Consider the following 24,374-nt stretch of genomic DNA (forward strand, 5'->3'; position numbering starts at 1 on the left):
TCGCGGTGCCTCAGTCGACGTAACTGATCTCGGACGCGGAGTAGATGCAGTTGGTGCCGTCCGCACCCGAGCCGATCTCGCTCGGTTCGCCGCTCGTCGTGCCCCTGTACTTGGTGCAGATCTTCATGTCACGGTCGCCGTCCTCGTAGATCGTGACATCCGAGATCCGGGCCGTGTCCCCGTAGTTGGTGTTGATGCCGACCAGGCTCGTGCCGGGGGCGGTCGCCCAGATGTTCTGCAGCTGGATGTGCCGGGCGTTCTGCGTGGAACAGTTGCCGCAGGAGCGGACCAGCTTGCCGAAGTCGTCGACCTGGAAGTTCTTCACGACCAGGGTGCCGACACCGTTGTGCTGGAACACCTTGTCCTCGGCCAGCTTCGCGCCGCCGCCGTCGATCGTGCGGACCGTCGAGGAGGAACCTCCGCGGAAGGTCGCGGCGTCCTCGCCCACGTCCTCCCACCAGACGTTCTTGATCGTGCAGGTGCCCGCGCAGTGCACGCCGTCGGCGGCCGGAGCGCCCAGGATGACGTTCTGCAGGGTGGCGCCGTCCGCCAGCTTGATCATCGGGGGCTGGTCCTCGTCCTGGCCGCCGCTGCCCAGGTCGCCGCTGCCGTACAGGCGCTTCATGCCCCCGTCGTAGGTGCCGGAGACCTCGATGGTGGAGGAGACGGCCTGGCTGCCGTTGGCGGTCGGCCACGAGGGCCGGTCGGTGGGCGGGTCGGTGGGCGGGTCGGTGGGCGGATCCGTCGGCGGGTCCGTGGGAACGGTGCCCGAGGCGGTGAAGGTCCAGTTCTTGCTGGTCACCGAGTCACAGGAGTTCTGCTGGATCAGGGCGCCGGAGGCCGACGAGCTGTCCTTCACGTTGAGGCACTTGCCGCCGTTGCTGTTGACGACGCGGTAGGTGTTGCCGCTGACCGCCGTCAGGGCCCACACCTGGGTGGCGGCACTGCCGCAGGTCTGCTGCTCCACGGCCTTGCCCGCACTGGTGGAGGCGCCCCGCACGCCGGCGCACAGTGCGCTGCTCGCGGCGGTCAGGGTGTAACCGCTGCCCGAGGCGGTGAGCTTCCAGGTCTGGCCGGCGGCGCCGTTGCAGGCGCTCTGGGCGAGCTGCGTCCCCGCGGAGGTGCTGGAGCCCGGCACGGTCAGACACAGACCGCTGGCGGCGTTCGCCAGGCGGTACGAGCCCGCAGCCGGGGCTGCTGAGGCGGAGCCGGCCGCGAAGAGCGCTGTGAGCCCCGCGGCGAGCAGCGAAACCACGGCGACGAAGGTGGCGGCCGCTCGGCCGCCACGTCGTCTGACGTGCTGATTCTCAGTGCTCACTGCTAATTCCTTTCACCGCCTGCGGCGTCCTCCGCAGGCACCTGTCAGTGGTTGGTGCGGTGGTGAAGGCCGTCCCCGGCTCCGGAAAGTTGATCTCCTATATGAACCGAGTTCGTGTATGCGAACAGCGGTGACGGTACGTCACCCGTTCTGGGCGGTCAATAAGTTCGTGCGGACGATCAGTCGGCCGACGGGCCGGGACTTCGGGTGGAGTCCCTGACGACCAGTGAGGTGGCCAGGGTGGTCTGCGCCGTGGCGGGACCGGTGCCGGCCGTCTCGACCGTCTGGATCAGCAGGTCGACCGCCGTCCTGCCGGCCGTCGCGGTGGGCATGGCGACCGTGGTGAGGCGTGGCCGGTTCAGCCGCCCGGCCACGGTGTCGTCCACGCCGATCACGCTGACGTCCCGCGGCACCCGCACCTCCCGGCCGTCCAGCCCTTCGATGAGCCCGATGGCGACCAGGTCGTTGTAGGCGATCACACCGGTTGCTCCTGTCCTCAGTACGGCGGCCGTCGCCTCCAGCCCGCCCTGCTCCGTCGGCGCGTTGGGGCCGAGCACGTCGAGCCGGATCCCCTCGTCGGCTGCCGCCCGGCCGGCGGCCCGCCGCATCTCGGCACTGGTCCACGACCCGCGTGGGCCGCCGACCAGGGCCAGGTGCCTGTGGCCCAGCCCCGCCAGGTGTGCCACCGCGAGGGCCGCGCCGTGAGCCACGTCCATCAGCACGGCGGACAGCCCGGCCACCTGGCGGTTCACCAGGACGAAGGGCACGTCCCCGCCCAGCCGGGCGATGACGTCGTTGGCCAGCCGGGGGCTGACCAGGACCACGCCGTCCACCTGGCCGGTCAGCGTCCGGATCAGTTCCTCCTCGGTCCGGACGTCCTCGTCGGTGTCCGCCACGAAGACCTGGTAACCCCGGACGCGTGCGTACGCCTGGGCGGCCTTGATGAGCGGCGGGTAGAAGGGATTGGCGATGTCGGAGACGATCAGTCCGAGATTCCGGGTACGGCCCGTGGTCAGCGCCCGAGCCGTCTCGTTGGGCTGGTAGCCCAGCTCCGCGGCGACGGCCAGCACCCGGTCCCGGGTCTCCCGCTTCACGAGATGCGAGGCCGAGAAGGCCCGCGAGACGGTGGAGACGTGAACTCCCGCGGCCTGCGCGACATCACGGATGGTCATCGCCACGGTTGTGTCCCCTTGCCCGTCCTGCGGCACCGGCCGCCCGGACCCGAACGTACCCCTGCCGCCCCCGGCGCAGACAGGGGTACGCAGGGTCGTGCGGACCCTTCGGCGCGGATCTGTTGCAACCGGTTGCAGATCAAGGGACGCGGGCTTTCCCGGAAGGGCCGGGGCGCCGTGTCAAGCGCTCACAGCCGCCGCCGGCTGAGGACGACGCGGGTGGGCGCTCGTGTCGTGCGGGACATGGGCAGTCCTTTCCGCCGGGACGTCGATGAGGGCGCGGGAGAGGGATAATTCCCGCTCCTCGGACGTGTGGGCCTCTTTCCGGGATGCAGCCGATGCCGTGCAACCGGTTGCATCCCGGGTTGGCACTCAGGGTGATGGCGAGTCCTGAGCATGTCAATGCTTCCGGCGGCACCGGTTCCGGGTGATGTCGTCGTGCCCGGTCAGCGACGTCTCATCCCCGGAACGCGGGAGCGGGCGGACAGGGGATCGACCTGTCCGCCCGCTCAGCCACCGCCTCAGCGCTTACGGCCGCCCCGGCCGGCGTCGCCGGTCAGCCCCGCGCGTCGCAGGGCGTCAGCCATCGCGCTGTTGGCCGGTGCGGCGGCAGGGCGGGGTGTGCCGCCGCTGCCACCGCCCGCGCGCCTGTCACGGCGCTGGCCGGCCCCTCCCTGGCGGCTGTCCTGCCCCTGCCGCTGACGGGGCGGTCGCTCGCCGCCACCCTGTGCGTCGCGCTCGCGCCTCGGCCCCTGCCCGCCGCCCTGGCCGGCCGTCGCCTCGTCGTCGAGGCGCAAGGTCAGCGACACGCGCTTGCGCGGGATGTCGACGTCCATGACCTTCACCTTCACGATGTCGCCCGGCTTCACGACGTCCCTGGGATCCTTGACGAAGGTCCGCGACATCGCCGACACGTGGACGAGACCGTCCTGGTGGACGCCGACGTCCACGAACGCGCCGAACGCCGCCACGTTCGTGACGACACCCTCCAGCACCATTCCGGGAACCAGGTCGCCGAGCTTCTCGACGCCCTCCTTGAAGGTGGCCGTCCGGAAGGCGGGCCGCGGGTCACGGCCCGGCTTCTCCAGCTCCTTGAGGATGTCCGTGACCGTCGGCAGACCGAACTTCTCGTCCACGAAGTCGTCCGGCCGCAGCGTCCGGAGGGTGTCCGTGTCGCCGACCAGCGAAGCGACGTCCCCACCTGTCCGCTTCGCCATCGTCCGGACCACGGGGTACGCCTCCGGGTGGACGCTCGACGCGTCCAGGGGGTCGTCGCCACCCCGGATCCGGAGGAAGCCCGCGCACTGCTCGTACGCCTTGGGGCCCAGCCGCGCCACATCCTTCAGCGCGCGGCGCGAGCGGAAGGGGCCGTTCGCGTCCCGGTGGGCCACGATGTTCTCCGCCAGCCCTGACCCGATGCCGGACACACGGGACAGCAGCGGAGCCGAAGCGGTGTTGACGTCGACCCCCACGCCGTTGACGCAGTCCTCGACCACCGCGTCCAGGGAGCGCGACAGCTTCAGCTCGGAGAGGTCGTGCTGGTACTGGCCCACGCCGATGGACTTGGGATCGATCTTCACCAGCTCGGCCAGCGGGTCCTGCAGCCGGCGTGCGATCGATACCGCACCGCGCAACGAGACGTCCATGTCCGGGAGTTCCTGCGAGGCGAAGGCCGAGGCCGAGTACACCGAGGCACCCGCCTCGGAGACCATCACCTTGGTGAGCTTCAGCTCGGGGTGCCGGTCGCACAGTTCACCGGCGAGCTTGTCGGTCTCGCGGGAAGCCGTGCCGTTCCCGATCGCGATCAGATCGACCTGGTGCTCCTTGGCGAGACGCTCCAGCGTGGCCAGCGACTGGTCCCACTTGTTCGCCGGCACATGCGGATGGATGACGTCCGTCGCGACGACCTTGCCGGTGGCGTCCACGACGGCGACCTTCACACCCGTACGGAAACCGGGGTCGAGTCCCAGCGTCGCCCGGGTCCCGGCCGGTGCGGCGAGCAGGAGGTCGCGCAGGTTCGACGCGAAGACGCGTACGGCCTCGTCCTCCGCCGCCGTGCGCAGACGCAGCCGCAGGTCGATCCCGAGGTGCACGAGGATCCGGGTGCGCCAGGCCCAGCGCACCGTGTCACCCAGCCACGCGTCCCCGGGCCGGCCACGGTCCGCGACCCCGAAACGGCGGGCGATCATGTTCTCGTACGACGAGGGGCCCGGCTGCTCCGACGGTTCCTCCGGCTCCAGGACCAGGTCGAGCACGCCCTCCTTCTCGCCCCGGAGCATCGCGAGGACGCGGTGCGAGGGCAGCGCGGTGAACGGCTCCGCGAAGTCGAAGTAGTCGGCGAACTTCGCGCCCGCCTCCTCCTTTCCGTCGCGCACCTTCGCGACGACCCTGCCACGCGACCACATGCGCTCACGCAGCTCGCCGGTCAGGTCGGCGTCCTCCGAGAAGCGCTCGGCCAGGATCGCCCGGGCGCCTTCCAGAGCCGCCGCCGGGTCCGCCACACCCTTGTCGGTGTCGGTGAACGCCGCGGCGGCGGTGAGCGGTTCGACGGACGGGTCCCGCAGAAGCGCGTCGGCCAGGGGTTCGAGCCCCGCCTCGCGCGCGATCTGCGCCTTCGTCCGGCGCTTCGGCTTGAACGGGAGATAGATGTCCTCCAGCCGCGCCTTGGTGTCGGCCGCCCGGATCCGCGCCTCCAGGGTGGCGTCGAGCTTGCCCTGTTCGCGTACGGAATCGAGGACCGCCGCACGGCGGTCCTCGAGTTCCCGCAGATACCGCAGCCTCTCCTCGAGCGTGCGCAGCTGCGCGTCGTCGAGCATCTCGGTCGCTTCCTTGCGGTAGCGCGCGATGAACGGCACGGTCGACCCGCCGTCGAGCAAGTCGACGGCCGCCTTCACCTGACGCTCGCGTACGCCGAGCTCCTCGGCGATCCTGCCTTCGATGGACGTCGTCACGGTTTTCCCGACTCGCCTTCTCGTACTGGCTGTGCTGGCTGTGCCACTGGGGTGGTCCACACCCGGGTGGGCCCCTTCGCCTGCATTGTGCCGGGTGGCCGGGTCCCGTGTCGCGTGACCTGCTCGATCACGGCCCCGACGTCCTGCCGGACGGGCGGGTCACACGCGCCGGGTCCCGGCTCAGCCCTTGCCGACGAGATCGTCGGGGAACGCGCCGGCGGAGGCCGCGGCGAAGAGGAATCCACGGCCCAGTTCGGTGAGCCGCTCCACGGCGTCCGCGCCCAGGTGCGCGTACGGCGCGGCGTCCATGCGGTCCGTCGCCTCCTCCAGCTCCGCCCTGAGCGCGGTGCCCGCGTCCGTCAGCTCGCCCTCCGCGTCCAGCACACCCCGCTCACGCAGCCGCTCCACCGCCGCGTCCCAGTCCGCGCGCCGCCAGCCGCGGGTGGCGAGGATCCAGCGCGGCGCCATGCCCTTGCCGGTGGCCGTGTGGCTGACCAGCGCCTCGAGGGGGTCGAGGCCGGCCGAGAGCAGGGCGGCCAGGTGGCCGTCACCGCGGTGTTCCCGCAGCAGTGTCGCCGCGTGCCAGAACGCCAGGTGCGGCTGCTCCGGCACCTCCAGGTCCGCGTGCGCGGCGTACAGCGGGCGGGCGTGGCGGGTGCAGGCCTCGGCAGCCCGCAGGGCCAGTCCGGCCGCCTCCGCCATCTCCGTGGAGGCGAGGGCGTCCTCGCCGAGCACCCGGCGCAGCGTCGAGTCGGCGGCCCGCAGGCGGGCGTCGAGCGCGGCCCGCGGGGTGATGTCCGACCAGACGGAGGGCAGGTGGCGGGCCACCAGCTCATGGTTGAAGTTGTAGAAGGTGGCGGTGACGGTGCCCGCCCCCGCAGCGCCCAGGGCCGCGCCGCGCGCGGCGAAGTAGACCCGGCTCGCGTCCTCTACGCCGAGGGCCCCGAACTCCTTGCCGAGATCGGGGGAGAAGTAGACACAGGAGTGCAGCGGGTTGAGGGCGTTGTGGCAGCGGCGGCCCGCACGCGGCGTGAGTGTAGTCATGCCACCACACGTTACCGACTGGTCGGTACGTCAGGGAACCCGGGTGGACGGCCGACGGGCACCGAGCACACGCGTGGCAGGAAAGGTGGGAAACTCGTCATTGCGGCCGTCGAGCCGCCCGGCCAGGATTGCGGACATGAAGCAGCGATCCGTGCTCGTCGTCCTCTACGAGGGCGTGCAGAGCCTCGATGTGAGCGGTCCGATGGAGGTCTTCGCCGGCGCCTCCCGCTTCCCCGGCGTCTCCTACGACCTGCGCACCGCCTCGCTCGACGGAGCACCGGTCCGCTGCTCCAGCGGTCTCACGCTCGTTCCCGACGGCAGGCTGGCCGACGCCGGGGCGTCCGACCTGCTCCTGGTGCCCGGAGGCGCCGGCACGAGGACGCCCGATCCGGCACTGGTCGACTGGCTCCGGGTCCACGGCCCAGGGGCCCGGCAGCTGGTGTCGGTGTGCACCGGTGCCCTCCTCCTCGCCGAGGCGGGCCTGCTCGACGGCCATCGGGTGACCACCCACTGGTCGGTCTGCGAGACGCTCGCCCGGACCTATCCGGCGGTGCGTGTGGACCCCGACCCCATCTTCGTACGCGACGGACGGCTGGCGACGTCGGCCGGCGTCACGGCCGGCATCGACCTCGCGCTCGCCCTGGTCGAGGAGGAGCACGGGAGGGAGGTGGCGCTCACCGTCGCCCGCCACCTCGTCGTGTTCCTGCGACGGCCGGGGAACCAGGCCCAGTTCAGCGTCCAGCTCACCGCGCAGACCGCCGCCCGTGAGCCGCTCCGCGAGGTCCAGCACTGGATCACCGCGCATCCGGACGCCGACCTCTCGGTGGAGGCGCTCGCGGCCCGCGCCAGTCTCTCGCCCCGCCACTTCGCCCGTGCCTTCCAGGCCGAGACCGGCCTGACCCCCGGACGGTACGTCGAACGCGTACGCCTCGAACAGGCCCGCCGACTGCTGGAGGACACGAGTGACGGCATCACCGCGATCTCCCGCGCCAGCGGCTACGGAACCCCGGAAGCCATGCGCCGGGCCTTCGTCAAGACCCTGGGGACGGCGCCCGCCGAATACCGGCGCCGCTTCCGCCCGCAGCCCGCCTGACACGGCCCAGGCCGCCGGCACCACGACGCAGCAACGGAAGGAACCTCATGCAGACCGCCATCGTGCTCTTCGACCGCTTCACCGCGCTCGACGCCGTGGGCCCGTACGAGATGCTCAGCCGCGCCCCCGGCGCCGAGACCGTTCTCGTCGCCGAGCGCCCGGGTCCCGTGCGCAACGACAGGGGAAGCCTCTCGCTCGTCGCCGAGCGTGCGCTCGCCGACGTACCCGCCCCCGACGTGGTGATCGTGCCGGGAGGCCCGGGTCAGAGCGATCAGATGACGAACGAGGCGCTGCTCGGCTGGCTGCGCACGGTGGACGCGACCAGCACCTGGACGACCTCCGTGTGCACCGGCTCCCTGCTGCTCGCCGCCGCCGGACTGCTCACCGGCCGGCGCGCCACCTCGCACTGGCTCGCCCTGGACGTCCTGAAGTCCCTCGGAGCCGAACCGACGGGGGAGCGGGTCGTCACCGACGGCAAGTACGTCACTGCCGCCGGCGTCTCCTCCGGTATCGACATGGGCCTCACCCTGCTCGGAAGGATCGCGGGCGACGAGCACGCCCGGACCGTCCAGCTGCTGACCGAGTACGACCCCCGCCCGCCGTACGACTGCGGGTCACCGGACAAGGCCCCGGCCGCGATGGTGGAGAAGTGGCGGGCCAGGAGCCGGTTCATCCTGAGGTAGGCGCGGGTCCGGAACCCTTGGTCGTCCACGTGAAACGGGGGGTGCGGCGTTCCAGGAAGGCGGCGACCCCCTCGGCGGTGTCGCCGCTGCCGTGCGCCTGCCGTGACCAGTAGGCGTCCCGGTCCTCCCGGCCGTCGGCGAACTCCTTCGCCGCCGCCTGCGTCAGCTGGGAACGCGACGCCAGGACCCGTGAGAACGCACGCACCCGGTCCTCCAGCCCGCCCTCCGGCAGCACCTCGTCCACCAGCCCGGTGCGCAGCGCCCGTTCGGCCCCGATCAGCTCCCCGGAGAACAGCAGGTACTTGGCCGCGGCCGGGCCGACGAGCCCGACCAGCCGGCGCGTCGACGAGGAGGGGTAGACGATCCCGAGCTTGGCAGGAGTGATGCCGAAGGAGGCGCCCTCCTCCGCGAACCGCAGATCGCAGGCCGCCGCGAGCTGGCTGCCGCCACCCACGCAGTACCCGCGCACGGCGGCCACCGTCGGCCGGGGAAAGGCCGCCAGGGCCTCCTCGGCCCGGACGGCGAGCGTCTGCGGCCGCCCGCCCGGGTCCCGGAGGGAGGCGATGTCCGCACCGGCGCAGAAGGTGTCACCCGCGCCGGTGAGGACGAGGACGCGTACACGGTCGTCACCGGCCAGCTTCTCCAGCAGCACGGGCAGCGCCTGCCACATGTCCGTGGTCATCGCGTTCCGCTTGGCGGGGTTGCTGATGACGACGGTGGCGACGCCGTCCACGACCGTGTGCTCCAGCCGCGGCTCCGTCCCTGCCGTCTGCTCCCTGAGGTCCATGCGCCGGATGCTATCCGTACGACCCGAACCTATGATCAGGACGGGGGCCGCGAACCGGGCACGCACCACGAGGAGCTGTCGATGGCCGGACCCACGACCGAGGGCAGAAAGCTGAACCGGAGCTTCGGCGGACTCGCCCTGCTCGGTGTCCTGCTGGTGGTCGCGGGGCTCGTCGGTCTCGTCTACACCGGCGTCGCCACTCTTACCTCAATGATCCTCTTCGGCTGGCTGCTGCTCGTCGGCGGACTCGTCGGCCTCCTCCACGCGGTCCAGGCCCGCGGTTCCGCCTACTTCTGGCTGGGCGTCGTGGTCGCCGCGCTCAACATCGCCGCCGGTGTCGTCGTCCTCAGGCACCCGGAGGGCACGGCCGAGGCACTGACGATGTTCGCCGCGCTGCTCTTCCTGACCGGAGGCGTGTTCCGCCTGGTGGGCAGTGTCGTGGTCCGTGGCCCGCAGTTCGGCTGGACGCTGCTTCAGGGCGCGTTCGGGCTGCTGCTGGGGCTGCTGGTGCTCTTCGACTGGCCGCACAGCAGTCTCTATGTGCTGGGCTGCTTCTTCTCGCTGGCCCTGCTGTTCGACGGGCTCGGGCTGATCGCGGTCGGCGTGGGCGGGCGACGGGTCGTGAGCATGGTGACGGACCAGATGACGCCCGAAGAAGGTGAGAAGTAGTCCAATCACCTGACGCTGTCATACCCACTCGTTCAGATTGCCTCTGAAAGGCGCCACTTTCGGTCGGGGCTGTGGTGCGGACGGCCCTCTTCCCGACACTCGATACCCGAGGGTCAGTGGCATGCGAACCGAGAGCGGGTGGCGGTCTATGGAGAGCCGTGGGAGTGTCCCGGCCCATCCCGTGCCGTACGAGGGGGTGTGGCGCTTCACCGCGCCGGCCGTCGACGTCTCGGTGCCGCAGGCCCGGCACGCGGTACGGGACCTGCTCGACCGGCAGAGCGTGCCCGTCGAGGACGACATCCTCCAGGGACTGCTGCTGATCGTGTCCGAACTGGTCACCAACGCCGTCCGGCACGCGGCGCTGCTCTCACCCGAGCTGGCGGTCGAGGTGGCCATCGGGGCGGAGTGGATCAGGGTGTCGGTCGAGGACAACCACCCCTACCGCCCGACGGCACTGGTCACCGACTACGCGCAGACCGGTGGCCGAGGGCTGCTCCTGGTGCGTGAGATCACCGCCGAGGCGGGCGGTAGCTGCGATGTGGAGCACACCGCGGGCGGTGGAAAGATCATCTGGGCGGCGCTGCCCCTGAAGACGCAGCTCTGACCGCCCCTGCGCGGTGTGCGGCTTCACCAGCCCGCGGACGGCCCCGTCAGCTCCCGGATCGCGGGCCGCGCGGCGTCCAGCACGGTCATGAACCACGCCGAGAAAGGTGCGGCGGCATGCCGCTCCGCGAGTTCGCCGGACGTCACGAAGGCCGTCTCGCCGACCTCCTCCTCGTCCGGCCGCAGGTGCTCCTGCACCATCCCGACGAACAGGTGGTTGAACTCCTGCTCCACCAGGCCGGACATCGGGTCGGGGTGGTTGTAGCGGACCGTGCCCGCCGCGGCCAGCAGCGTGGGCGAGACCCCCAGCTCCTCGTACGTGCGCCGGGCAGCCGCAGCGAACGGTGCCTCTCCCGGATACGGGTGGCCGCAGCAGGTGTTCGACCACACGCCGGGGGAGTGGTACTTGCCGAGCGCACGACGCTGCAGGAGCAGTCGCCCGTGCTCGTCGAAGAGGAAGACGGAGAACGCCCGGTGAAGCTGGCCGGGGGACTGGTGAGCGGCGAGCTTCTCCGCCGTGCCGATGGTGGTGCCGTTCTCGTCGACCAGTTCGAGCATGATCGCGTCTGCTGTGCCGTTCGACGAGCTGTGCGCCGCGGTGGCTGGTGTGGTCGGCATACCCATCCTTCGCTTTGGTTCCCGGCCTCGTGCGCCGGGCCCCTCGAGTGCGGTCAAGTCTGCCGTACAAAAGCCGCTTGTCCGCACTTCGGGTGCTGGCATGTCCGTCCGGCCCCGCCCGCGCGGGCGGGGCCGGACGGACACCGCGTCAGACCCCGAAGGCCGCCGGATAGCGGATCGTGCCCCGCGGCACCGGCACGGAACCGTCCAGGAACAGTGCCATCATCGCCTCGTCGGGGACGTCGAAGCCCGGCCTGATCCCGAACCGCGACGCGGGCACGAAACCGAAGGCCGGGTAGTACTCCGGATGTCCGAGCACCAGGACGAGTGACTCCTCGCGCAGCCGTGCGGCGTCCAGCGCCGCCCGGACGACCGCCCGGCCGGCGCCCCCGCGCTGGTGGCCCGGCGCGGTCGCCACCGGGGCCAGCGCGAGTGCCGGCGCGTCCCCGACCCAGCACCTGGTCAGCAGGGCATGCGCCGCCACGGAACCGTCCGGCGCCTCGGCCACGTACGAGAGACCGGGCAGCCATGCCCCGGAGTCGTTGCGCAGGGCGTCGACCAGGTCGGCCTCCGCCCGGGTCGGGAAGGCGTCCGCGACGACCCCGCGCACCGCGTCGCGGTCGGCGGACGTCTCCGGGCGGGTCCGCCAGCGCGCGTCGACGGGACGCAGCACGTATCCGGCGTAGCCGTACTCCGCGCCGTGGAGGCGGCGCACCTCGAGTTCCTCGCGGGTGGCCGCGAGCGCCTCCGGCATGCCGGGGGCCGAGGGGTCCGCCGCGGCGGCCCGGGCGGCCAGCGGGGTGTAGTACTCGTCCCAGTCGCTGTCGGGCTGCACGAGCACCCCGAGCACGTGGCAGCCGGACCGCACCGCCGCCGCGGTGTTCTCCGCGACGGGCCGCAGCGAGGCGTGCCGGTCCCAGAAGGAGCGTGCCCCGGCCGACGGGGAGCCGGTGGTCCATACGCACTCGGTGATCACCATCGAGCCGCCGGGGGCCAGCAGCCGCTGCCATTCACGCAGCGCGGTGCCGAATCCGACGAAGTACGCGGAACCCTCGGCCCAGACCAGGTCGTAGGACCCGTCGGCGAAGTCGGGCCCCGTCAGGTCGGCCATGTCCGTCCGGACGGCGCGGATCCGGTCGGCCAGCCCGCGGGCCTCCGCGGCCTCGGTGAGCTCGTCGAGGAACGGCTGGTGCAGATCGACCGCCGTCACCTCGGCCCCGGCTTCGGCGGCGAGCAACAGGGCGGCCCGGCCGGGTCCGCAGCCCAGGTCCAGGACGCGCGGACGGTCCGGCAGCGAGCCGGCCATCGCGAGCAGCCGCCGCGTGGTGGCGTCGGAACCGGGGCTCTGCCTGGGCAGCCGGTGGTGCAGTGCGAAGAAAGCGTCGTACGTGTGGTCGGTCAAGACGGGAACCCTTGGTGTGAGGGCCCCGGCCGACGCGGCTCTGGTAGGCCGGACGGTCAGCCGGTGACCCGGGGGATGAGGAAGGACCGGTTGCTGCGCAGCGCAGCCGTCGTCGCGACGGTCATCGACCTCAGCTCCTTCTCTCTTCACCGGGCTCCGGGCTCGGAGACACGACGGAGACCTTAGCACCGGATCCGTCGGCTCTCCGGCACGGCTCAGTGGCAGAGCCGCGCTTCGTGCTCGGCGTGCCCGCTGGGCTCCAGCTGGAAGGTGCAGTGCTCCACGTCGAAGTGGTCGCCCAGGCAGCCCTGGAGATCGTGCAGGAGCTTCTCGTGGCCGATCGAGTCCAGCATCTCCTGGTGCACGACGACGTGGGCGGAGAGGACGGGCATACCCGAGGTGATCGTCCAGGCATGCAGGTCGTGGACGTCCAGCACGCCGGGCAGGGCCGTGATGTGGGCGCGTACCTCTTCCATGTCGACCCCCTTGGGCGCCGACTCCAGCAGCACGTCGAGCGTCTCCCGGAGGAGTCTCACCGAACGGGGGACGATCATAAGGCCGATCAGCAGCGACGCGATGGGGTCGGCGGCCTGCCAGCCGGTGGCCATGATGACGCCGGCCGACACGAGCACCGTCACCGAGCCCAGGGTGTCCGCGACGACCTCGAGATAGGCCCCCCGCACATTGAGGCTGTCCCGCTGTCCGCGCATCAGCAGCGACAGGGACACCACGTTGGCCACCAGGCCGACGGCGGCGAACGCGATGGCCAGCCCTCCCTCGGTCTCCGCCGGTGTGATGAAGCGGTCGACGGCCTCGAAGACCAGGTAGCCGCCCACGCCGAGGAGCAGCAGGCAGTTGGCCAGCGCGGCGAGGATCTCGGCACGGGCGTAACCGAAGGTGCGGTTGGGGCCCGCCGGCCTGTTGGCGAAGTGGATGGCCAGCAGCGCCATTCCCAGCCCCACCGCGTCGGTCGCCATGTGGGCCGCGTCCGCGATCAGGGCGAGCGAGTCGGAGAGGAGCCCGCCGATGATCTCCATGACCATGACGCCGAGCGTGATCCCCAGGGCGACCCGGAGCCGGCCGCGGTACGCGGCGGCGGCCGTCCCCGTCGGGGGCGGACCTCCGTGCGTGTGCGCGTGATCGTGGCCAGCCCCCATGTGAACGCCTCCGTACCCCGTCGTGTCCCTCAGGCAGCCCTGACCCACCCGGCCCGATGCGGCCAGTGAACTACGGGGCCGGGGTATAGGGCAACCCGGCACTGAACACCGTTGTCATGTGCTCTGACCTGCGGAAACGGGTGCAGGTCAGAGCGTTGTCCTGGCGAGGACCCTCACGTCGCGGCGCGGGCCCCGGGGTGACGCAGGCACCAGCCCTCCCAGGCCGACTCCACCATCTCCCGCATCCCGCGGTGGGCCGTCCAGCCCAGCTCCTCGGTCATCCGGGCGGCCGACGCCACCGCCCGGGCCGCGTCCCCGGGCCTGCGCGGCTCGATCACGGGTTCGGTGCGCAGGCCGGTGACCTCACCCACCAGCTCGGCGAGCCGTCGCACCGATACGCCCTCGCCCCGGCCGATGTTCACGGTGAGGTCGCCGCCGCCCGGGTCCTGGTCCAGATGCCTGGCGACGGCGAGGTGCGCCTCCGCCAGATCGGCGACATGGATGTAGTCGCGCACGCAGGTGCCGTCCGGTGTCGGGTAGTCCTCACCGAAGATCCGCGGCGCCTCTCCTCGGGTCAGCCGGTCGAAGAACATGGGTACGACGTTGTACACGCCCGTGTCGGCGAGCTCGGGCGCGGCCGCTCCCGCCACGTTGAAGTACCGCAGGCATGCCGTCGACATCCCGTGGGCCCGCCCCGTGGCGCGCACCAGCCACTCCCCGGCGAGCTTCGTCTCCCCGTACGGGTTGATGGGCGCGCACGGTGTCGCCTCCGTGATGAGCTCCACGTCGGGGACGCCGTACACGGCCGCCGACGAGGAGAAGAGGAAGCGCCGCACGCCGGCCGCGACCACGGCCTCCAGCAGGACGCCGAGCCCGGTCACGTTCTCCCGGTAGTAGAGCAGCGGCTTCTCCACGGACTCGCCGACCTGCTTCTTCGCCGCGAGATGCACCACGCCCGTGACGGCGTGCTCCGACAGCACCCGGTCGAGCACCTCGCGGTCCGACGCCGATCCCCGCACCAGCGTGACGTCGGCGGGCAGCCTCGTCTCGATCCCGGTCGAGATGTCGTCGAGGACGACGACCCGTTCGCCGGCTCCCGTCATGGCCTTCGCCACATGTGCCCCGATGTAACCGGCCCCGCCTGTGATCAACCACGTCATGCACGCAGCTTAGACCGGCCGGGAGAGGCGGCGCGGAGGCAGGAGCCGGCCCGGCCCGGCCCTTCCCCGGCCGGTCCCGCGCGGTGTGCCGGACGCGGTTTGTGGGTCGAGGCGTCGATCGACGATGATGATCGCGAACGGCGCCGCATGATGGCCGATTCGCCCGAACGGAGCACAAACGGGCGATGAACTCGGTCTTCCGTTCATCCGATAGCCTCAGCCGATGTGCCGCCGGCCCACCTCCGGGCCGCTATGTCGCGCGCCGTTCCCGTCAGCACCAAGGAGTGAGTTCGTCTGTCGACCGCCATCCTCACCGGTGCGCCGGTACCCGGATCGTCGCTCGAGGACGATCTGAGGTCACTCGGCTTCGACGTGACCGCCGCAGCCGATGCCACCGAGGCAGCCGAGCTGCTCGCCGCGGTCCCCGCGAGCAGGCGCGTCGCGCTCGTGGACCCCCGTTTCGTCGGTCACGTCCACGCCCTCCGGCTCGGACTGACCGACCCCCGTTTCGCGGCCGCGTCGATCCCCGGAGCGCTCACCGCGCAGCCCGAGGCCCGCCCCGCGCTGCTCCGTGCCCTGCGGCGGGCCGTGGCCGCCGTCGGTGCCGGCAGCCCCGTGGCGTCCCCCGGCGCCGATCCCGTCACCGAGGACCGTACGGTGCCGGGCAGGCTCGCCGTCGCCCTGGACGCCGAGGGCACCGCCGTGCAGCGCCCAGAGCTCGGCTCGCTCACGGCCCTGGTACCCACCGCGCCCGAGGAGCGGGACGCCGCACGGACCGCCGTGGCGGCCGTGGACGACGAGGCCGTACGCCTGCGCAGCGCGGTGAAGGCCCACGACGGCTTCTTCACCACGTTCTTCATCAGTCCGTACTCGCGCTACCTCGCCCGCTGGTGCGCCCGCAGGGGTCTCACTCCCAACCAGGTCACCACCGCGTCGCTGGTCACCGCGCTCATCGCGGCCGGCAGCGCCGCGACCGGGACCCGAGGCGGCTACGTCGCGGCGGGAGTGCTCCTGCTCCTCTCCTTCGTCCTGGACTGCACCGACGGGCAGCTCGCCCGGTACTCGCTCCAGTACTCGACGATGGGCGCCTGGCTGGACGCCACCTTCGACCGGGCCAAGGAGTACGCGTACTACGCGGGCCTCGCACTCGGCGCGGCCCGCGGCGGCGACGACGTCTGGGTCCTCGCGCTCGGCGCCATGGTGCTCCAGGCCTGCCGCCATGTCGTCGACTTCTCGTTCAACGAGGCCAACCACGACGCGGTGTCCAACACCAGTCCCACCGCCGCGCTCTCCGACAAGCTCGACAGCGTCGGCTGGACGGTGTGGCTGCGCCGGATGATAGTCCTGCCCATCGGCGAACGCTGGGCCATGATCGCCGTGCTCACGGCCGTCACCACCCCCCGGATCGTGTTCTACGCCCTGCTCGTCGGCTGCGCCCTGGCGGCCTGCTATACCACGGCGGGCCGACTGCTGCGCTCGCTGACCCGCAAGGCTCAGCGCACCGACCGCGCCGCACGGGCACTGGCCGACCTCGCCGACTCGGGTCCGCTCGCCCAGGCCGTCGCCTCCGTGCTCCGGCGGCCGGGCGGCGGCTTCACGGCCCCGCTGCTGGCTCTCGCCGGCGCGCTGGTCATGGTCGCCGCGGCCCTGTTCGCCCCCTACGGCGGCTGGCTGACCGTGGGTGCCGCGGTGGTGTACGCGGCCGTCTCCGGGCTCGCCGTCTCCCGGCCGCTCAAGGGCGCGCTCGACTGGCTCGTGCCGCCGGTCTTCCGGGCCGCCGAATACTGCACGCTCCTGGTGCTGGCCGCCCGCAGTGACGTGCCGCACGCCGTTCCCGCGGCGTTCGGCCTCGTTTCGGCCGTCGCCTACCATCACTACGACACGGTGTACCGCATCCGGGGCGGCACCGGAGCACCTCCGCAGTGGCTGGTGCGCGCCATCGGCGGCCACGAGGGCCGGACCCTGGTCGTGGCCGTCCTCGCCGCCGTACTGACCCACGGTTCAGGTTTCACCACGGCTCTCACCGCGCTGGCGGCCGCCGTGGCTCTGGTGGTGCTCGTGGAGTCCATCCGCTTCTGGGTGTCCTCCTCGGCCCCCGCTGTACACGACGAAGGAGAACTCGCATGATCGGCCTCGTACTGGCTGCCGGTGCCGGACGCCGTCTGCGTCCGTACACGGACACCCTGCCTAAGGCACTGGTCCCGGTGGACGGCGAGAAGACGGTCCTGGACCTGACGCTGGCCAACTTCGCGGAGGTCGGGCTCACCGAGGTCGCGGTCGTCGTCGGCTACCGCAAGGAAGCGGTCTACGCCCGCAAGGCCGAGTTCGAGGCGAAGTACGGCGTGACGCTCACGCTCATCGACAACGACAAGGCCGAGGAGTGGAACAACGCCTACTCCCTCTGGTGCGCACGTGAGGTCCTGAAGCGGGGCGCCATCCTCGCCAACGGCGACACCGTCCACCCGGTATCCGTCGAGAAGACCCTCCTGGACGCGCGGGGCAGGGGCCAGAAGATCATCCTCGCCCTCGACACGGTGAAGACCCTCGCCGACGAGGAGATGAAGGTCATCACCGACGGCGACAAGGGCGTCAGCCGGATCACGAAGCTGATGGACCCGGCGACCGCGACGGGCGAGTACATCGGCGTCACGCTGATCGAGCCCGAAGCCGCCGAGGAGCTCGCCGACGCCCTGAGGACCACCTTCGAGCGCGACCCCGACCTCTACTACGAGGACGGCTACCAGGAGCTCGTGAACCGTGGCTTCACGGTCGACGTCGCGCCCATCGGTGAGGTCACGTGGGTCGAGATCGACAACCACGACGACCTCGCCAGGGGCAGGGAGATCGCGTGCCGGTACTGACCCGCCTCATCCCGTCCCCGGTCGTCGTCGACATCCGGTGCGGCGCGATGGACGATCTGGCCGGTCTCCTCGCCGACCAGCGGATCTCCGCCTCCGGCAAGCTCGCCATCGCGATCAGCGAGGGTTCCGGGCGCGCCCTGCGCGAGAGGCTCGCCCCGGTGCTGCCCGGAGCCGACTGGTACCCGGTCACGGACGGCACGATCGACGCCGCCGTGCGGCTCGCCGACGGGATCAAGGGCAACCGCTACGACGCCGTCGTCGGCCTCGGCGGCGGCAAGATCATCGACGTGGCGAAGTACGCCGCGGCGCGTGTGGGCATGCCCATGGTCGCCGTCGCGACGAACCTGTCCCACGACGGGCTGTGCTCGCCGGTCGCGACCCTGGACAACGACAACGGACGAGGCTCCTACGGGGTCCCCACCCCGATCGCCGTGGTCATCGACCTCGACGTGATCCGGGAGGCACCCGCACGCTTCGTACGCTCCGGTGTCGGCGACGCGGTCTCCAACATCTCGTGCGTGGCCGACTGGGAGCTCGCCCACGCGGTGCGCGGCGAGGACATCGACGGTCTCGCGGCGGCCATGGCCCGGCAGGCCGGCGAGGCGGTGCTGCGCCACCCCGGCGGGGTCGGCCACGACGCCTTCCTCAAGGTGCTCGCCGAAGGCCTGGTCCTGACCGGCATCTCGATGTCGATCGCCGGGGACTCCCGGCCCGCGTCGGGTGCCTGCCACGAGATCAACCACGCCTTCGACCTGCTCTACCCGAAGCGCGCGGCCAGCCACGGCGAGCAGGTCGGCCTCGGCGCCTGCTTCGCCATGCACCTGCGGGGCGCGCACGAGGAGTCCGTCCACATGGCGTCCGTACTGCGACGTCACGGACTGCCGGTGCTGCCCGACGAGATCGGCTTCACGACCGAAGAGTTCGTCCGGGCCGTCGACTACGCCCCGCAGACGCGCCCGGGACGCTTCACGATCCTGGAACACCTCAACCTGTCCACCGACCAGATCAGGGACGCGTACGCCGACTATGCAAAAGCCATCCATAGCTGAACTCCGCCCGGTCGTGCACCCCCCGGGTGTGAAGGACCGGCGCAGTGGCGAGCACTGGGCGGGTCGGCTCTACATGCGCGAGATCTCCCTGCGCATCGACCGGCACCTGGTCACCACCAGGATCACGCCCAACCAGCTGACCTACGTGATGACCGTCGCCGGCGTGCTGGCGGCCCCGGCCCTGCTCGTCCCGGGAATTCCGGGCGCCCTGCTCGGTGTCCTCGCGGTCCAGCTGTACCTGCTGTTCGACTGCGTCGACGGCGAGGTGGCCCGCTGGAAGAAGCAGTACTCGCTCGGTGGCGTCTACCTGGACCGGGTGGCCGCCTATCTGTGCGACGCGGCGGTGCTGGTCGGCTTCGGCCTGCGCGCCGCCGACCTGTGGGGCCCCGGACGCGTCGACTGGCTGTGGGCCTTCCTGGGAACGCTCGCCGCGCTGGGCGCCATCCTGATCAAGGCCGAGACCGACCTCGTCGGCGTCGCCCGCCACCAGGGCGGGCTGCCCCCGGTCAAGGAGGCCGCTTCCGAGCCGCGCTCCTCCGGCATGGCGCTCGCCCGGCGTGCCGCCGGCGCGCTCAAGTTCCACCGGCTGATCCTGGGCATCGAGGCGTCACTGGTCATCCTGGTCGTGGCCGTCCTGGACACGGTCCGGGACGACCTCTTCTTCAGCCGCCTCGCGGTCGCGGTCCTGGCGGGCATCGCCCTCCTCCAGACCGTTCTGCACCTGGTGTCGATCCTGGCGTCCAGCAGGCTGAAGTGAGCTCTCCCATGAAACTCGGCGCGGTCATCATCACCATGGGCAACCGCCCCGACGAACTGCGCGCCCTCCTCGACTCGGTCGCCGCGCAGGACGGCGACCGGATCGAGGTGGTCGTCGTCGGCAACGGCGCCCCGGTCCCCGACGTCCCCGCGGGCGTGCGGACCGTCGAGCTGCCCGAGAACCTGGGCATCCCGGGCGGCCGCAACGTCGGCATCGAGGCGTTCGGCCCGTCCGGAGCAGACGTCGACGCCCTGCTCTTCCTCGACGACGACGGGTACCTGCCGAACACCGACACGGCAGAGCTCTGCCGGCAGGCGTTCGAGGCGGACCCGAAGCTCGGCATCATCACCTTCCGCATCGCCGACCCGGACACGGGTGTCACGCAGCGACGGCACGTGCCGCGGCTGCGTGCCTCCGACCCGATGCGCTCGTCGCGCGTCACCACGTTCCTCGGCGGTGCGAACGCCGTGCGCAGCCAGGTGATCGCCGAGGCCGGCCCCCTCCCCGGCGAGTTCTTCTACGCCCACGAGGAGACCGACCTCGCCTGGCGGGCCCAGGACGCGGGCTGGATGATCGACTACCGCGCCGACATGGTGCTGAACCACCCCACCACCGCTCCCTCGCGGCACGCGGTCTACCACCGCATGGTGGCCCGCAACCGGGTCTGGCTCGCGCGCCGCAACCTGCCCGCACCGCTGGTCCCCCTCTACGTCGGGGTCTGGCTGCTCCTCACCCTGGTCCGCCGGCCCTCCCTGCCCGCTCTGAAAGCATGGTTCGGAGGGTTCAGGGAAGGCTGGACCAAGCCCTGCGGACCCCGGCGCCCCATGCGGTGGCGTACGGTATGGCGGCTGACAAGGCTGGGACGGCCACCGGTGATCTGAGAGGCTCTCCTCTGAGACCATGAGCCGTATTCGTTCCGTACGGGAAGCTGTCCGCCTTGGCCGCGCCCGCGACCGGCCGCGCATTGTGAAGACGAGAGTTCTTAACTGTGAGTGACACGACCCACGACGGCGGGATTGCCCTGAGCAGTCCGCCGTCCGCCGACGAGGGACTGAGCGCGTCCCAGCTGGCCGAGAAGTACGGCTTGACGGTCAGCGGCGCCCGGCCCGGGCTGTTCGCGTACATCCGGCAGCTCTGGGGCCGTCGGCACTTCATCCTGGCGTTCTCCAGGGCGAAGCTGACCGCCCAGTACAGCCAGGCCAAGCTCGGCCAGCTGTGGCAGGTGGCCACGCCGCTGCTGAACGCCCTGGTCTACTTCCTGATCTTCGGGCTGATCCTGGGGACCAGGAAGGGCATGAGCCAGGAGGTCTTCATCCCCTTCCTGGTGACCGGGGTCTTCGTGTTCACCTTCACCCAGAGCTCGGTCATGGCGGGGGTGCGCTCCATCTCCGGCAACATCGGTCTGGTCAGGGCGTTGCACTTCCCCCGGGCCTCCCTGCCCGTCTCCTTCTCCCTGCAGCAGCTTCAGCAGCTCCTGTACTCCATGATCGTGCTGCTGGCGGTGGCGGTCGGTTTCGGCAGTTATCCGTCGCTCTCCTGGCTGCTGGTCATCCCGGCGCTGGCCCTGCAGTTCCTCTTCAACACCGGTCTGGCGCTCGTCATGGCCCGACTGGGCAGCAAGACCCCCGACCTCGCCCAGCTGATGCCGTTCGTCATGCGCACCTGGATGTACGCCTCGGGCGTGATGTTCTCCATCCCGGTGATGCTGGCGGACAAGCCGCAGTGGATCGCCGACGTGCTGCAGTACAACCCGGCGGCGATCTACATGGACCTGGTCCGCTTCGCACTGATCGACGGCTACGGCTCGGAGAACCTGCCGCAGCACGTGTGGGCGGTGGGGCTCGCCTGGGCGCTCGTGGTGGGCGTAGCGGGCTTCGTGTACTTCTGGAAGGCAGAGGAACGGTACGGCCGTGGCTGAGGAATCGTCCCAGGGACACATCCCCACCGTGATCGCGGACGACGTGCACATCGTGTACCGCGTCAGCGGTGCGGGCGGCGGCAAGGGCAGCGCCACCGCGGCGCTGAGCCGCATCATGCGCCGCGGCAAGGGGGAACCGCGCGGCGTGCGCAAGGTGCACGCGGTGCGGGGCGTCTCCTTCACCGCCTACCGGGGCCAGGCCATCGGTCTCATCGGCACCAACGGTTCCGGCAAGTCCACCCTGCTGCGCGCCATCGCCGGCCTGCTGCCGACCGAGCACGGCAAGGTGTACACCGACGGCCAGCCGTCGTTGCTCGGTGTCAACGCGGCCCTGATGAGCGATCTGACCGGCGAGCGCAACGTCGTGCTCGGCGGCCTCGCGATGGGCATGAGCCGCGAGGAGATCCGGGCGCGGTACCAGGGCATCGTGGACTTCTCCGGGATCAACGAGAAGGGCGACTTCATCACCCTCCCGATGCGCACCTACTCCTCCGGCATGGCGGCCCGGCTCCGCTTCTCGATCGCGGCCGCCAAGAACCACGACGTACTCATGATCGACGAGGCGCTGGCCACCGGTGACCGCAAGTTCCGCGTCCGCTCCGAGGAACGCATCCGCGAGCTGCGCAAGGAGGCGGGCACCGTCTTCCTGGTCAGCCACAACAACAAGACCATCAGGGACACCTGCGACCGGGTGCTGTGGCTGGAGAAGGGCGAGCTCCTGATGGACGGCCCCACCGAAGAGGTGCTGAAGGCCTACGAGCGGGAGACGGGCAAGTAGCCCGTCGCGTGCGCGCGGTCCCCGCCGGAGCACCGAGGCGGGGACCGCTGCGGTGTGCGGACCCGCTGGGAGGAGGGCCCGCAGGCGCACCGGGATCCCCTCTCGGTGGAGGGCGTCAACTGCCTTCTGCGCGGGGAGGGTTGGCGGCAGCCGGCACGCCTCGCAGGGGCGGGCCGTACCCCGGCGCGGCCTCATGAGCTGTACGACGTAAGCTGTGACGGTGCTGATTCGAGGCGATGTGGGGTGATACGCCCCGCGCGCCGCCCGTTGTGTGCATGTCGCACTCGGCCGGACGAGCGGCGTGTCCGAAAAGGGATGTTTTGGGTCAGCAGTGTAGAACGGGAGATATGACGGCAATGATGGAAGATCTCCAGCTCCGACGTGGTTCCGCCGTCCCCGCGTCGGGTGGTACGCGGTGACCCGTGCCCGGCAGGCGCGCGCCGACGCCGTCGCCACCGCCACGCTCGACAAGGCCACGGGCGAGAACTTCCCCGTGGCCCCCTTCTTCCTGCCCCGCGCCTGGCGCGACGACCTGATGGCCGTCTACGGCTTCGCCCGCCTGGTCGACGACATCGGAGACGGCGATCTCGCCCCCGGCGGCGCCGACGCCCGCCACCTCGGCCTCGACCCCGGGCAGAGCGAGGACCGGCTCGCGGTGCTGGACGCCCTCGAAGCCGATCTGCACCGCCTCTTCCTGTCCACCGGTGACGGCCCGCGCCACCCCCTGATGCGCGCCCTGCGCCCCACCGTGCGGCGCTGCGCGCTCACCCCCGAGCCCTTCCTCGGGCTCATCGAGGCCAACCGGCAGGACCAGAAGGTCCGCCGCTACGGGACCTACGGGGACCTGCTGGCCTACTGCGAGCTCTCCGCCAACCCCGTCGGACGCCTCGTCCTGCAGATCACCGGCACCGCCAGCCCTGAGCGGATCCGCCTCTCCGACGCCGTGTGCACCGCTCTGCAGATCGCCGAGCACCTCCAGGACGTCGCCGAGGACCTGGGCCGCGACCGGATCTATCTGCCTGCCGACGACATGACCCGCTTCCACGTCGGCGAAACGGACCTCGCCGCGGCGTCCGCGGGCGCATCGGTGCGCGCCCTGGTCGCGTACGAGGCCGAGCGCGCCCGTGACCTGCTGGACGAGGGCCTTCCCCTGGTGGGGAGCGTCCACGGCCGGCTCAGGCTGCTGCTCGCCGGATTCGTCGGCGGCGGGCGGGCGGCACTCGGCGCGATCTCGGCCGCCGGCTTCGACGTACTGCCCGGACCGCCCAAGCCCACCGCGCCCAGACTGCTGCGCGAGGTGGGAGACGTCCTGCGAAGAGCGCACAGAGAGGGGTGAGCCGGACCGTGGAGGGACAGACGACGTACATGTCGGCACCGGTACAGGCCGCATACAGCTACTGCGAGGCCGTCACCGGACAGCAGGCCCGCAATTTCGCGTACGGCATCCGGCTGCTGCCCTACGAGAAGCGGCAGGCCATGTCGGCGCTGTACGCCTTCTCCCGTCGGGTCGACGACATCGGTGACGGCGAGCTCGATCCGCAGACCAAGCGCGCCCGGCTCGAAGACACCCGGAACCTGCTCGTCCGTGTCCAGGACAAGGCGGTCGACGAGGACGACACCGACCCGGTCGCGGTCGCGCTGGCCGACTCCGCGCGCCGGTTCCCCCTGCCGCTCGGGGGCCTCGACGAGCTCATCGACGGCGTGCTGATGGATGTGCGCGGCGCGACCTACGAGACGTGGGACGACCTGAAGACCTACTGCCGGTGTGTCGCGGGTGCGATCGGGCGCCTCAGCCTGGGCGTGTTCGGCACGGAGGCGGGCGCACCCGGTGCCGAACGGGCCGCGGAGTACGCCGACACCCTCGGCCTCGCGCTCCAGCTCACCAACATCCTGCGAGACGTCCGCGAGGACGCCGGCAACGGGCGGACCTACCTGCCGGCCGACGACCTCGCCAAGTTCGGCTGCTCCGCCGGGTTCCACCGGGCCACCCCGCCCCCAGGGTCCGACTTCGCGGGCCTGGTGCACTTCGAGGTGCGGCGCGCCCGGGCGCTCTTCGCCGAGGGCTACCGGCTCCTGCCCATGCTCGACCGCCGCAGTGGCGCCTGCGTGGCCGCCATGGCCGGCATCTACCGAAGGCTGCTCGACCGGATCGAACGTGATCCCGAGGCCGTCCTGCGGGGCAGGGTCTCGCTCCCCGGCCACGAGAAGGCGTACGTTGCGGTGCGAGGCCTGTCGGGCCTCGACGCGCGCCACATCTCACGCCGGACGGCCAGGGGGAGGGCCTGATGACGGCTCCGATCCGACGCGCGCGGCGGGCAACCTCCGCGCTTCCCGTCGCGTCCCTGTCTGCGACG

22 protein-coding genes and 1 pseudogene are annotated in these 24,374 nt (G+C 71.3%); 13 read left to right on the plus strand and 10 right to left on the minus strand.

Going from position 1 to position 24,374, the window contains the following annotated elements:
- Positions 1 to 10: 10 nt before the first annotated feature.
- The 5 genes and pseudogenes from ACHFIV_RS10900 to ACHFIV_RS10920 form a co-directional block, all read right to left on the minus strand.
- The gene (locus ACHFIV_RS10900) at positions 11 to 655 is read right to left on the minus strand and encodes a pectate lyase (protein WP_398966338.1); all 645 of its coding nucleotides are present in this window, start codon (positions 653 to 655) and stop codon (positions 11 to 13) included.
- A 120-nt stretch (positions 656 to 775) separates the two neighbouring features.
- Positions 776 to 1,318, minus strand: a pseudogene (locus ACHFIV_RS10905) (RICIN domain-containing protein); the annotation flags it as partial.
- Between the two features lie 179 nt (positions 1,319 to 1,497).
- Positions 1,498 to 2,490, minus strand: a complete 993-nt coding sequence (locus ACHFIV_RS10910) for a LacI family DNA-binding transcriptional regulator (RefSeq protein ID WP_398966212.1) — start codon at positions 2,488 to 2,490, stop codon at positions 1,498 to 1,500.
- A gap of 521 nt (positions 2,491 to 3,011) precedes the next feature.
- The gene (locus ACHFIV_RS10915; RefSeq protein ID WP_398966215.1) at positions 3,012 to 5,441 is read right to left on the minus strand and encodes a Tex family protein; all 2,430 of its coding nucleotides are present in this window, start codon (positions 5,439 to 5,441) and stop codon (positions 3,012 to 3,014) included.
- A gap of 180 nt (positions 5,442 to 5,621) precedes the next feature.
- Positions 5,622 to 6,485, minus strand: a complete 864-nt coding sequence (locus ACHFIV_RS10920; protein WP_398966217.1) for an SCO6745 family protein — start codon at positions 6,483 to 6,485, stop codon at positions 5,622 to 5,624.
- A gap of 136 nt (positions 6,486 to 6,621) precedes the next feature.
- Here ACHFIV_RS10920 and ACHFIV_RS10925 point away from each other — a divergent pair, with 136 nt between their 5' ends.
- The gene (locus ACHFIV_RS10925) at positions 6,622 to 7,578 is read left to right on the plus strand and encodes a GlxA family transcriptional regulator (RefSeq protein WP_398966220.1); all 957 of its coding nucleotides are present in this window, start codon (positions 6,622 to 6,624) and stop codon (positions 7,576 to 7,578) included.
- 47 nt (positions 7,579 to 7,625) lie between these two features.
- On the plus strand, positions 7,626 to 8,261 hold the full coding sequence (locus tag ACHFIV_RS10930; protein ID WP_398966222.1) for a DJ-1/PfpI family protein: 636 nt from the start codon (positions 7,626 to 7,628) through the stop codon (positions 8,259 to 8,261).
- On the opposite strand, the gene ACHFIV_RS10935 is transcribed toward ACHFIV_RS10930, so the two are convergent.
- Positions 8,248 to 9,048 carry an enoyl-CoA hydratase/isomerase family protein gene (locus tag ACHFIV_RS10935; RefSeq protein WP_398966225.1) on the minus strand — a complete coding sequence of 267 codons (801 nt, stop codon included), beginning with the start codon at positions 9,046 to 9,048 and terminating at the stop codon, positions 8,248 to 8,250. The genes ACHFIV_RS10930 and ACHFIV_RS10935 overlap by 14 nt on opposite strands.
- 81 nt (positions 9,049 to 9,129) lie before the next feature.
- Here ACHFIV_RS10935 and ACHFIV_RS10940 point away from each other — a divergent pair, with 81 nt between their 5' ends.
- Both ACHFIV_RS10940 and ACHFIV_RS10945 read left to right on the plus strand, forming a co-directional pair.
- Positions 9,130 to 9,717 (plus strand): HdeD family acid-resistance protein, encoded by a 588-nt coding sequence (locus tag ACHFIV_RS10940; protein ID WP_398966228.1) that lies wholly within the window; start codon positions 9,130 to 9,132, stop codon positions 9,715 to 9,717.
- 148 nt (positions 9,718 to 9,865) lie between these two features.
- Positions 9,866 to 10,321, plus strand: a complete 456-nt coding sequence (locus tag ACHFIV_RS10945) for an ATP-binding protein (protein WP_398966229.1) — start codon at positions 9,866 to 9,868, stop codon at positions 10,319 to 10,321.
- Positions 10,322 to 10,344: 23 nt separating this feature from the next.
- Here the strand turns inward: ACHFIV_RS10945 and idi are convergent, their stop codons facing one another.
- The 4 genes from idi to galE all read right to left on the minus strand — a co-directional run bounded on the left by idi (position 10,345) and on the right by galE (position 14,657).
- On the minus strand, positions 10,345 to 10,938 hold the full coding sequence (idi, locus tag ACHFIV_RS10950; protein ID WP_398966232.1) for an isopentenyl-diphosphate Delta-isomerase: 594 nt from the start codon (positions 10,936 to 10,938) through the stop codon (positions 10,345 to 10,347).
- A 148-nt stretch (positions 10,939 to 11,086) separates the two neighbouring features.
- A complete protein-coding gene (locus ACHFIV_RS10955) occupies positions 11,087 to 12,340 on the minus strand; it encodes a GNAT family N-acetyltransferase (RefSeq protein WP_398966234.1) in 1,254 nt (417 codons plus the stop codon).
- Between the two features lie 215 nt (positions 12,341 to 12,555).
- Positions 12,556 to 13,497 carry a cation diffusion facilitator family transporter gene (locus ACHFIV_RS10960; RefSeq protein WP_398966236.1) on the minus strand — a complete coding sequence of 314 codons (942 nt, stop codon included), beginning with the start codon at positions 13,495 to 13,497 and terminating at the stop codon, positions 12,556 to 12,558.
- Positions 13,498 to 13,670: 173 nt separating this feature from the next.
- Positions 13,671 to 14,657, minus strand: coding sequence for a UDP-glucose 4-epimerase GalE (gene galE, locus ACHFIV_RS10965; protein WP_398966238.1), 987 nt, complete (start codon positions 14,655 to 14,657; stop codon positions 13,671 to 13,673).
- Between the two features lie 372 nt (positions 14,658 to 15,029).
- Between galE and ACHFIV_RS10970 the strand changes: the two genes are divergently transcribed.
- The 9 genes from ACHFIV_RS10970 (at position 15,030) to hpnD (ending at position 24,306) form a co-directional block, all read left to right on the plus strand.
- The gene (locus ACHFIV_RS10970; RefSeq protein WP_398966241.1) at positions 15,030 to 16,784 is read left to right on the plus strand and encodes a DUF5941 domain-containing protein; all 1,755 of its coding nucleotides are present in this window, start codon (positions 15,030 to 15,032) and stop codon (positions 16,782 to 16,784) included.
- Positions 16,781 to 17,518, plus strand: a complete 738-nt coding sequence (locus tag ACHFIV_RS10975; protein WP_398966244.1) for a phosphocholine cytidylyltransferase family protein — start codon at positions 16,781 to 16,783, stop codon at positions 17,516 to 17,518. The genes ACHFIV_RS10970 and ACHFIV_RS10975 overlap by 4 nt, the downstream gene beginning before the upstream one ends.
- Positions 17,506 to 18,567 (plus strand): iron-containing alcohol dehydrogenase family protein, encoded by a 1,062-nt coding sequence (locus ACHFIV_RS10980; RefSeq protein WP_398966247.1) that lies wholly within the window; start codon positions 17,506 to 17,508, stop codon positions 18,565 to 18,567. Before ACHFIV_RS10975 ends, ACHFIV_RS10980 begins: the two co-directional genes overlap by 13 nt.
- The gene (locus ACHFIV_RS10985) at positions 18,545 to 19,324 is read left to right on the plus strand and encodes a CDP-alcohol phosphatidyltransferase family protein (RefSeq protein WP_398966250.1); all 780 of its coding nucleotides are present in this window, start codon (positions 18,545 to 18,547) and stop codon (positions 19,322 to 19,324) included. The genes ACHFIV_RS10980 and ACHFIV_RS10985 overlap by 23 nt, the downstream gene beginning before the upstream one ends.
- 8 nt (positions 19,325 to 19,332) lie before the next feature.
- Positions 19,333 to 20,205 carry a glycosyltransferase family 2 protein gene (locus ACHFIV_RS10990; RefSeq protein WP_398966253.1) on the plus strand — a complete coding sequence of 291 codons (873 nt, stop codon included), beginning with the start codon at positions 19,333 to 19,335 and terminating at the stop codon, positions 20,203 to 20,205.
- A 107-nt stretch (positions 20,206 to 20,312) separates the two neighbouring features.
- Positions 20,313 to 21,242 carry an ABC transporter permease gene (locus ACHFIV_RS10995; protein ID WP_398966255.1) on the plus strand — a complete coding sequence of 310 codons (930 nt, stop codon included), beginning with the start codon at positions 20,313 to 20,315 and terminating at the stop codon, positions 21,240 to 21,242.
- Positions 21,235 to 22,020, plus strand: coding sequence for an ABC transporter ATP-binding protein (locus ACHFIV_RS11000; RefSeq protein ID WP_398966258.1), 786 nt, complete (start codon positions 21,235 to 21,237; stop codon positions 22,018 to 22,020). The genes ACHFIV_RS10995 and ACHFIV_RS11000 overlap by 8 nt, the downstream gene beginning before the upstream one ends.
- A 415-nt stretch (positions 22,021 to 22,435) precedes the next feature.
- On the plus strand, positions 22,436 to 23,356 hold the full coding sequence (gene hpnC, locus ACHFIV_RS11005; protein WP_398966261.1) for a squalene synthase HpnC: 921 nt from the start codon (positions 22,436 to 22,438) through the stop codon (positions 23,354 to 23,356).
- A gap of 29 nt (positions 23,357 to 23,385) precedes the next feature.
- Positions 23,386 to 24,306 (plus strand): presqualene diphosphate synthase HpnD, encoded by a 921-nt coding sequence (gene hpnD, locus ACHFIV_RS11010; protein ID WP_398966263.1) that lies wholly within the window; start codon positions 23,386 to 23,388, stop codon positions 24,304 to 24,306.
- Positions 24,307 to 24,374 lie beyond the last annotated feature (68 nt).

Origin of the sequence: Streptomyces sp. ALB3 (assembly GCF_044385685.1) — a bacterium.
Taxonomy (GTDB): domain Bacteria; phylum Actinomycetota; class Actinomycetes; order Streptomycetales; family Streptomycetaceae; genus Streptomyces.

Excerpts from the sequence above, each read along its gene's own strand:
- ACHFIV_RS10910 (WP_398966212.1), bottom strand. The coding sequence starts at position 2,490 with ATGACCATCCGTGATGTCGCGCAGGCCGCGGGAGTTCACGTCTCCACC.
- ACHFIV_RS10920 (WP_398966217.1), bottom strand. The coding sequence starts at position 6,485 with ATGACTACACTCACGCCGCGTGCGGGCCGCCGCTGCCACAACGCCCTC.
- ACHFIV_RS10925 (WP_398966220.1), top strand. The coding sequence starts at position 6,622 with ATGAAGCAGCGATCCGTGCTCGTCGTCCTCTACGAGGGCGTGCAGAGC.
- ACHFIV_RS10930 (WP_398966222.1), top strand. The coding sequence starts at position 7,626 with ATGCAGACCGCCATCGTGCTCTTCGACCGCTTCACCGCGCTCGACGCC.
- ACHFIV_RS10935 (WP_398966225.1), bottom strand. The coding sequence starts at position 9,048 with ATGGACCTCAGGGAGCAGACGGCAGGGACGGAGCCGCGGCTGGAGCAC.
- ACHFIV_RS10940 (WP_398966228.1), top strand. The coding sequence starts at position 9,130 with ATGGCCGGACCCACGACCGAGGGCAGAAAGCTGAACCGGAGCTTCGGC.
- ACHFIV_RS10945 (WP_398966229.1), top strand. The coding sequence starts at position 9,866 with ATGGAGAGCCGTGGGAGTGTCCCGGCCCATCCCGTGCCGTACGAGGGG.
- idi (WP_398966232.1), bottom strand. The coding sequence starts at position 10,938 with ATGCCGACCACACCAGCCACCGCGGCGCACAGCTCGTCGAACGGCACA.
- ACHFIV_RS10960 (WP_398966236.1), bottom strand. The coding sequence starts at position 13,497 with ATGGGGGCTGGCCACGATCACGCGCACACGCACGGAGGTCCGCCCCCG.
- galE (WP_398966238.1), bottom strand. The coding sequence starts at position 14,657 with ATGACGTGGTTGATCACAGGCGGGGCCGGTTACATCGGGGCACATGTG.
- ACHFIV_RS10975 (WP_398966244.1), top strand. The coding sequence starts at position 16,781 with ATGATCGGCCTCGTACTGGCTGCCGGTGCCGGACGCCGTCTGCGTCCG.
- ACHFIV_RS10985 (WP_398966250.1), top strand. The coding sequence starts at position 18,545 with ATGCAAAAGCCATCCATAGCTGAACTCCGCCCGGTCGTGCACCCCCCG.
- ACHFIV_RS10990 (WP_398966253.1), top strand. The coding sequence starts at position 19,333 with ATGAAACTCGGCGCGGTCATCATCACCATGGGCAACCGCCCCGACGAA.
- hpnD (WP_398966263.1), top strand. The coding sequence starts at position 23,386 with ATGTCGGCACCGGTACAGGCCGCATACAGCTACTGCGAGGCCGTCACC.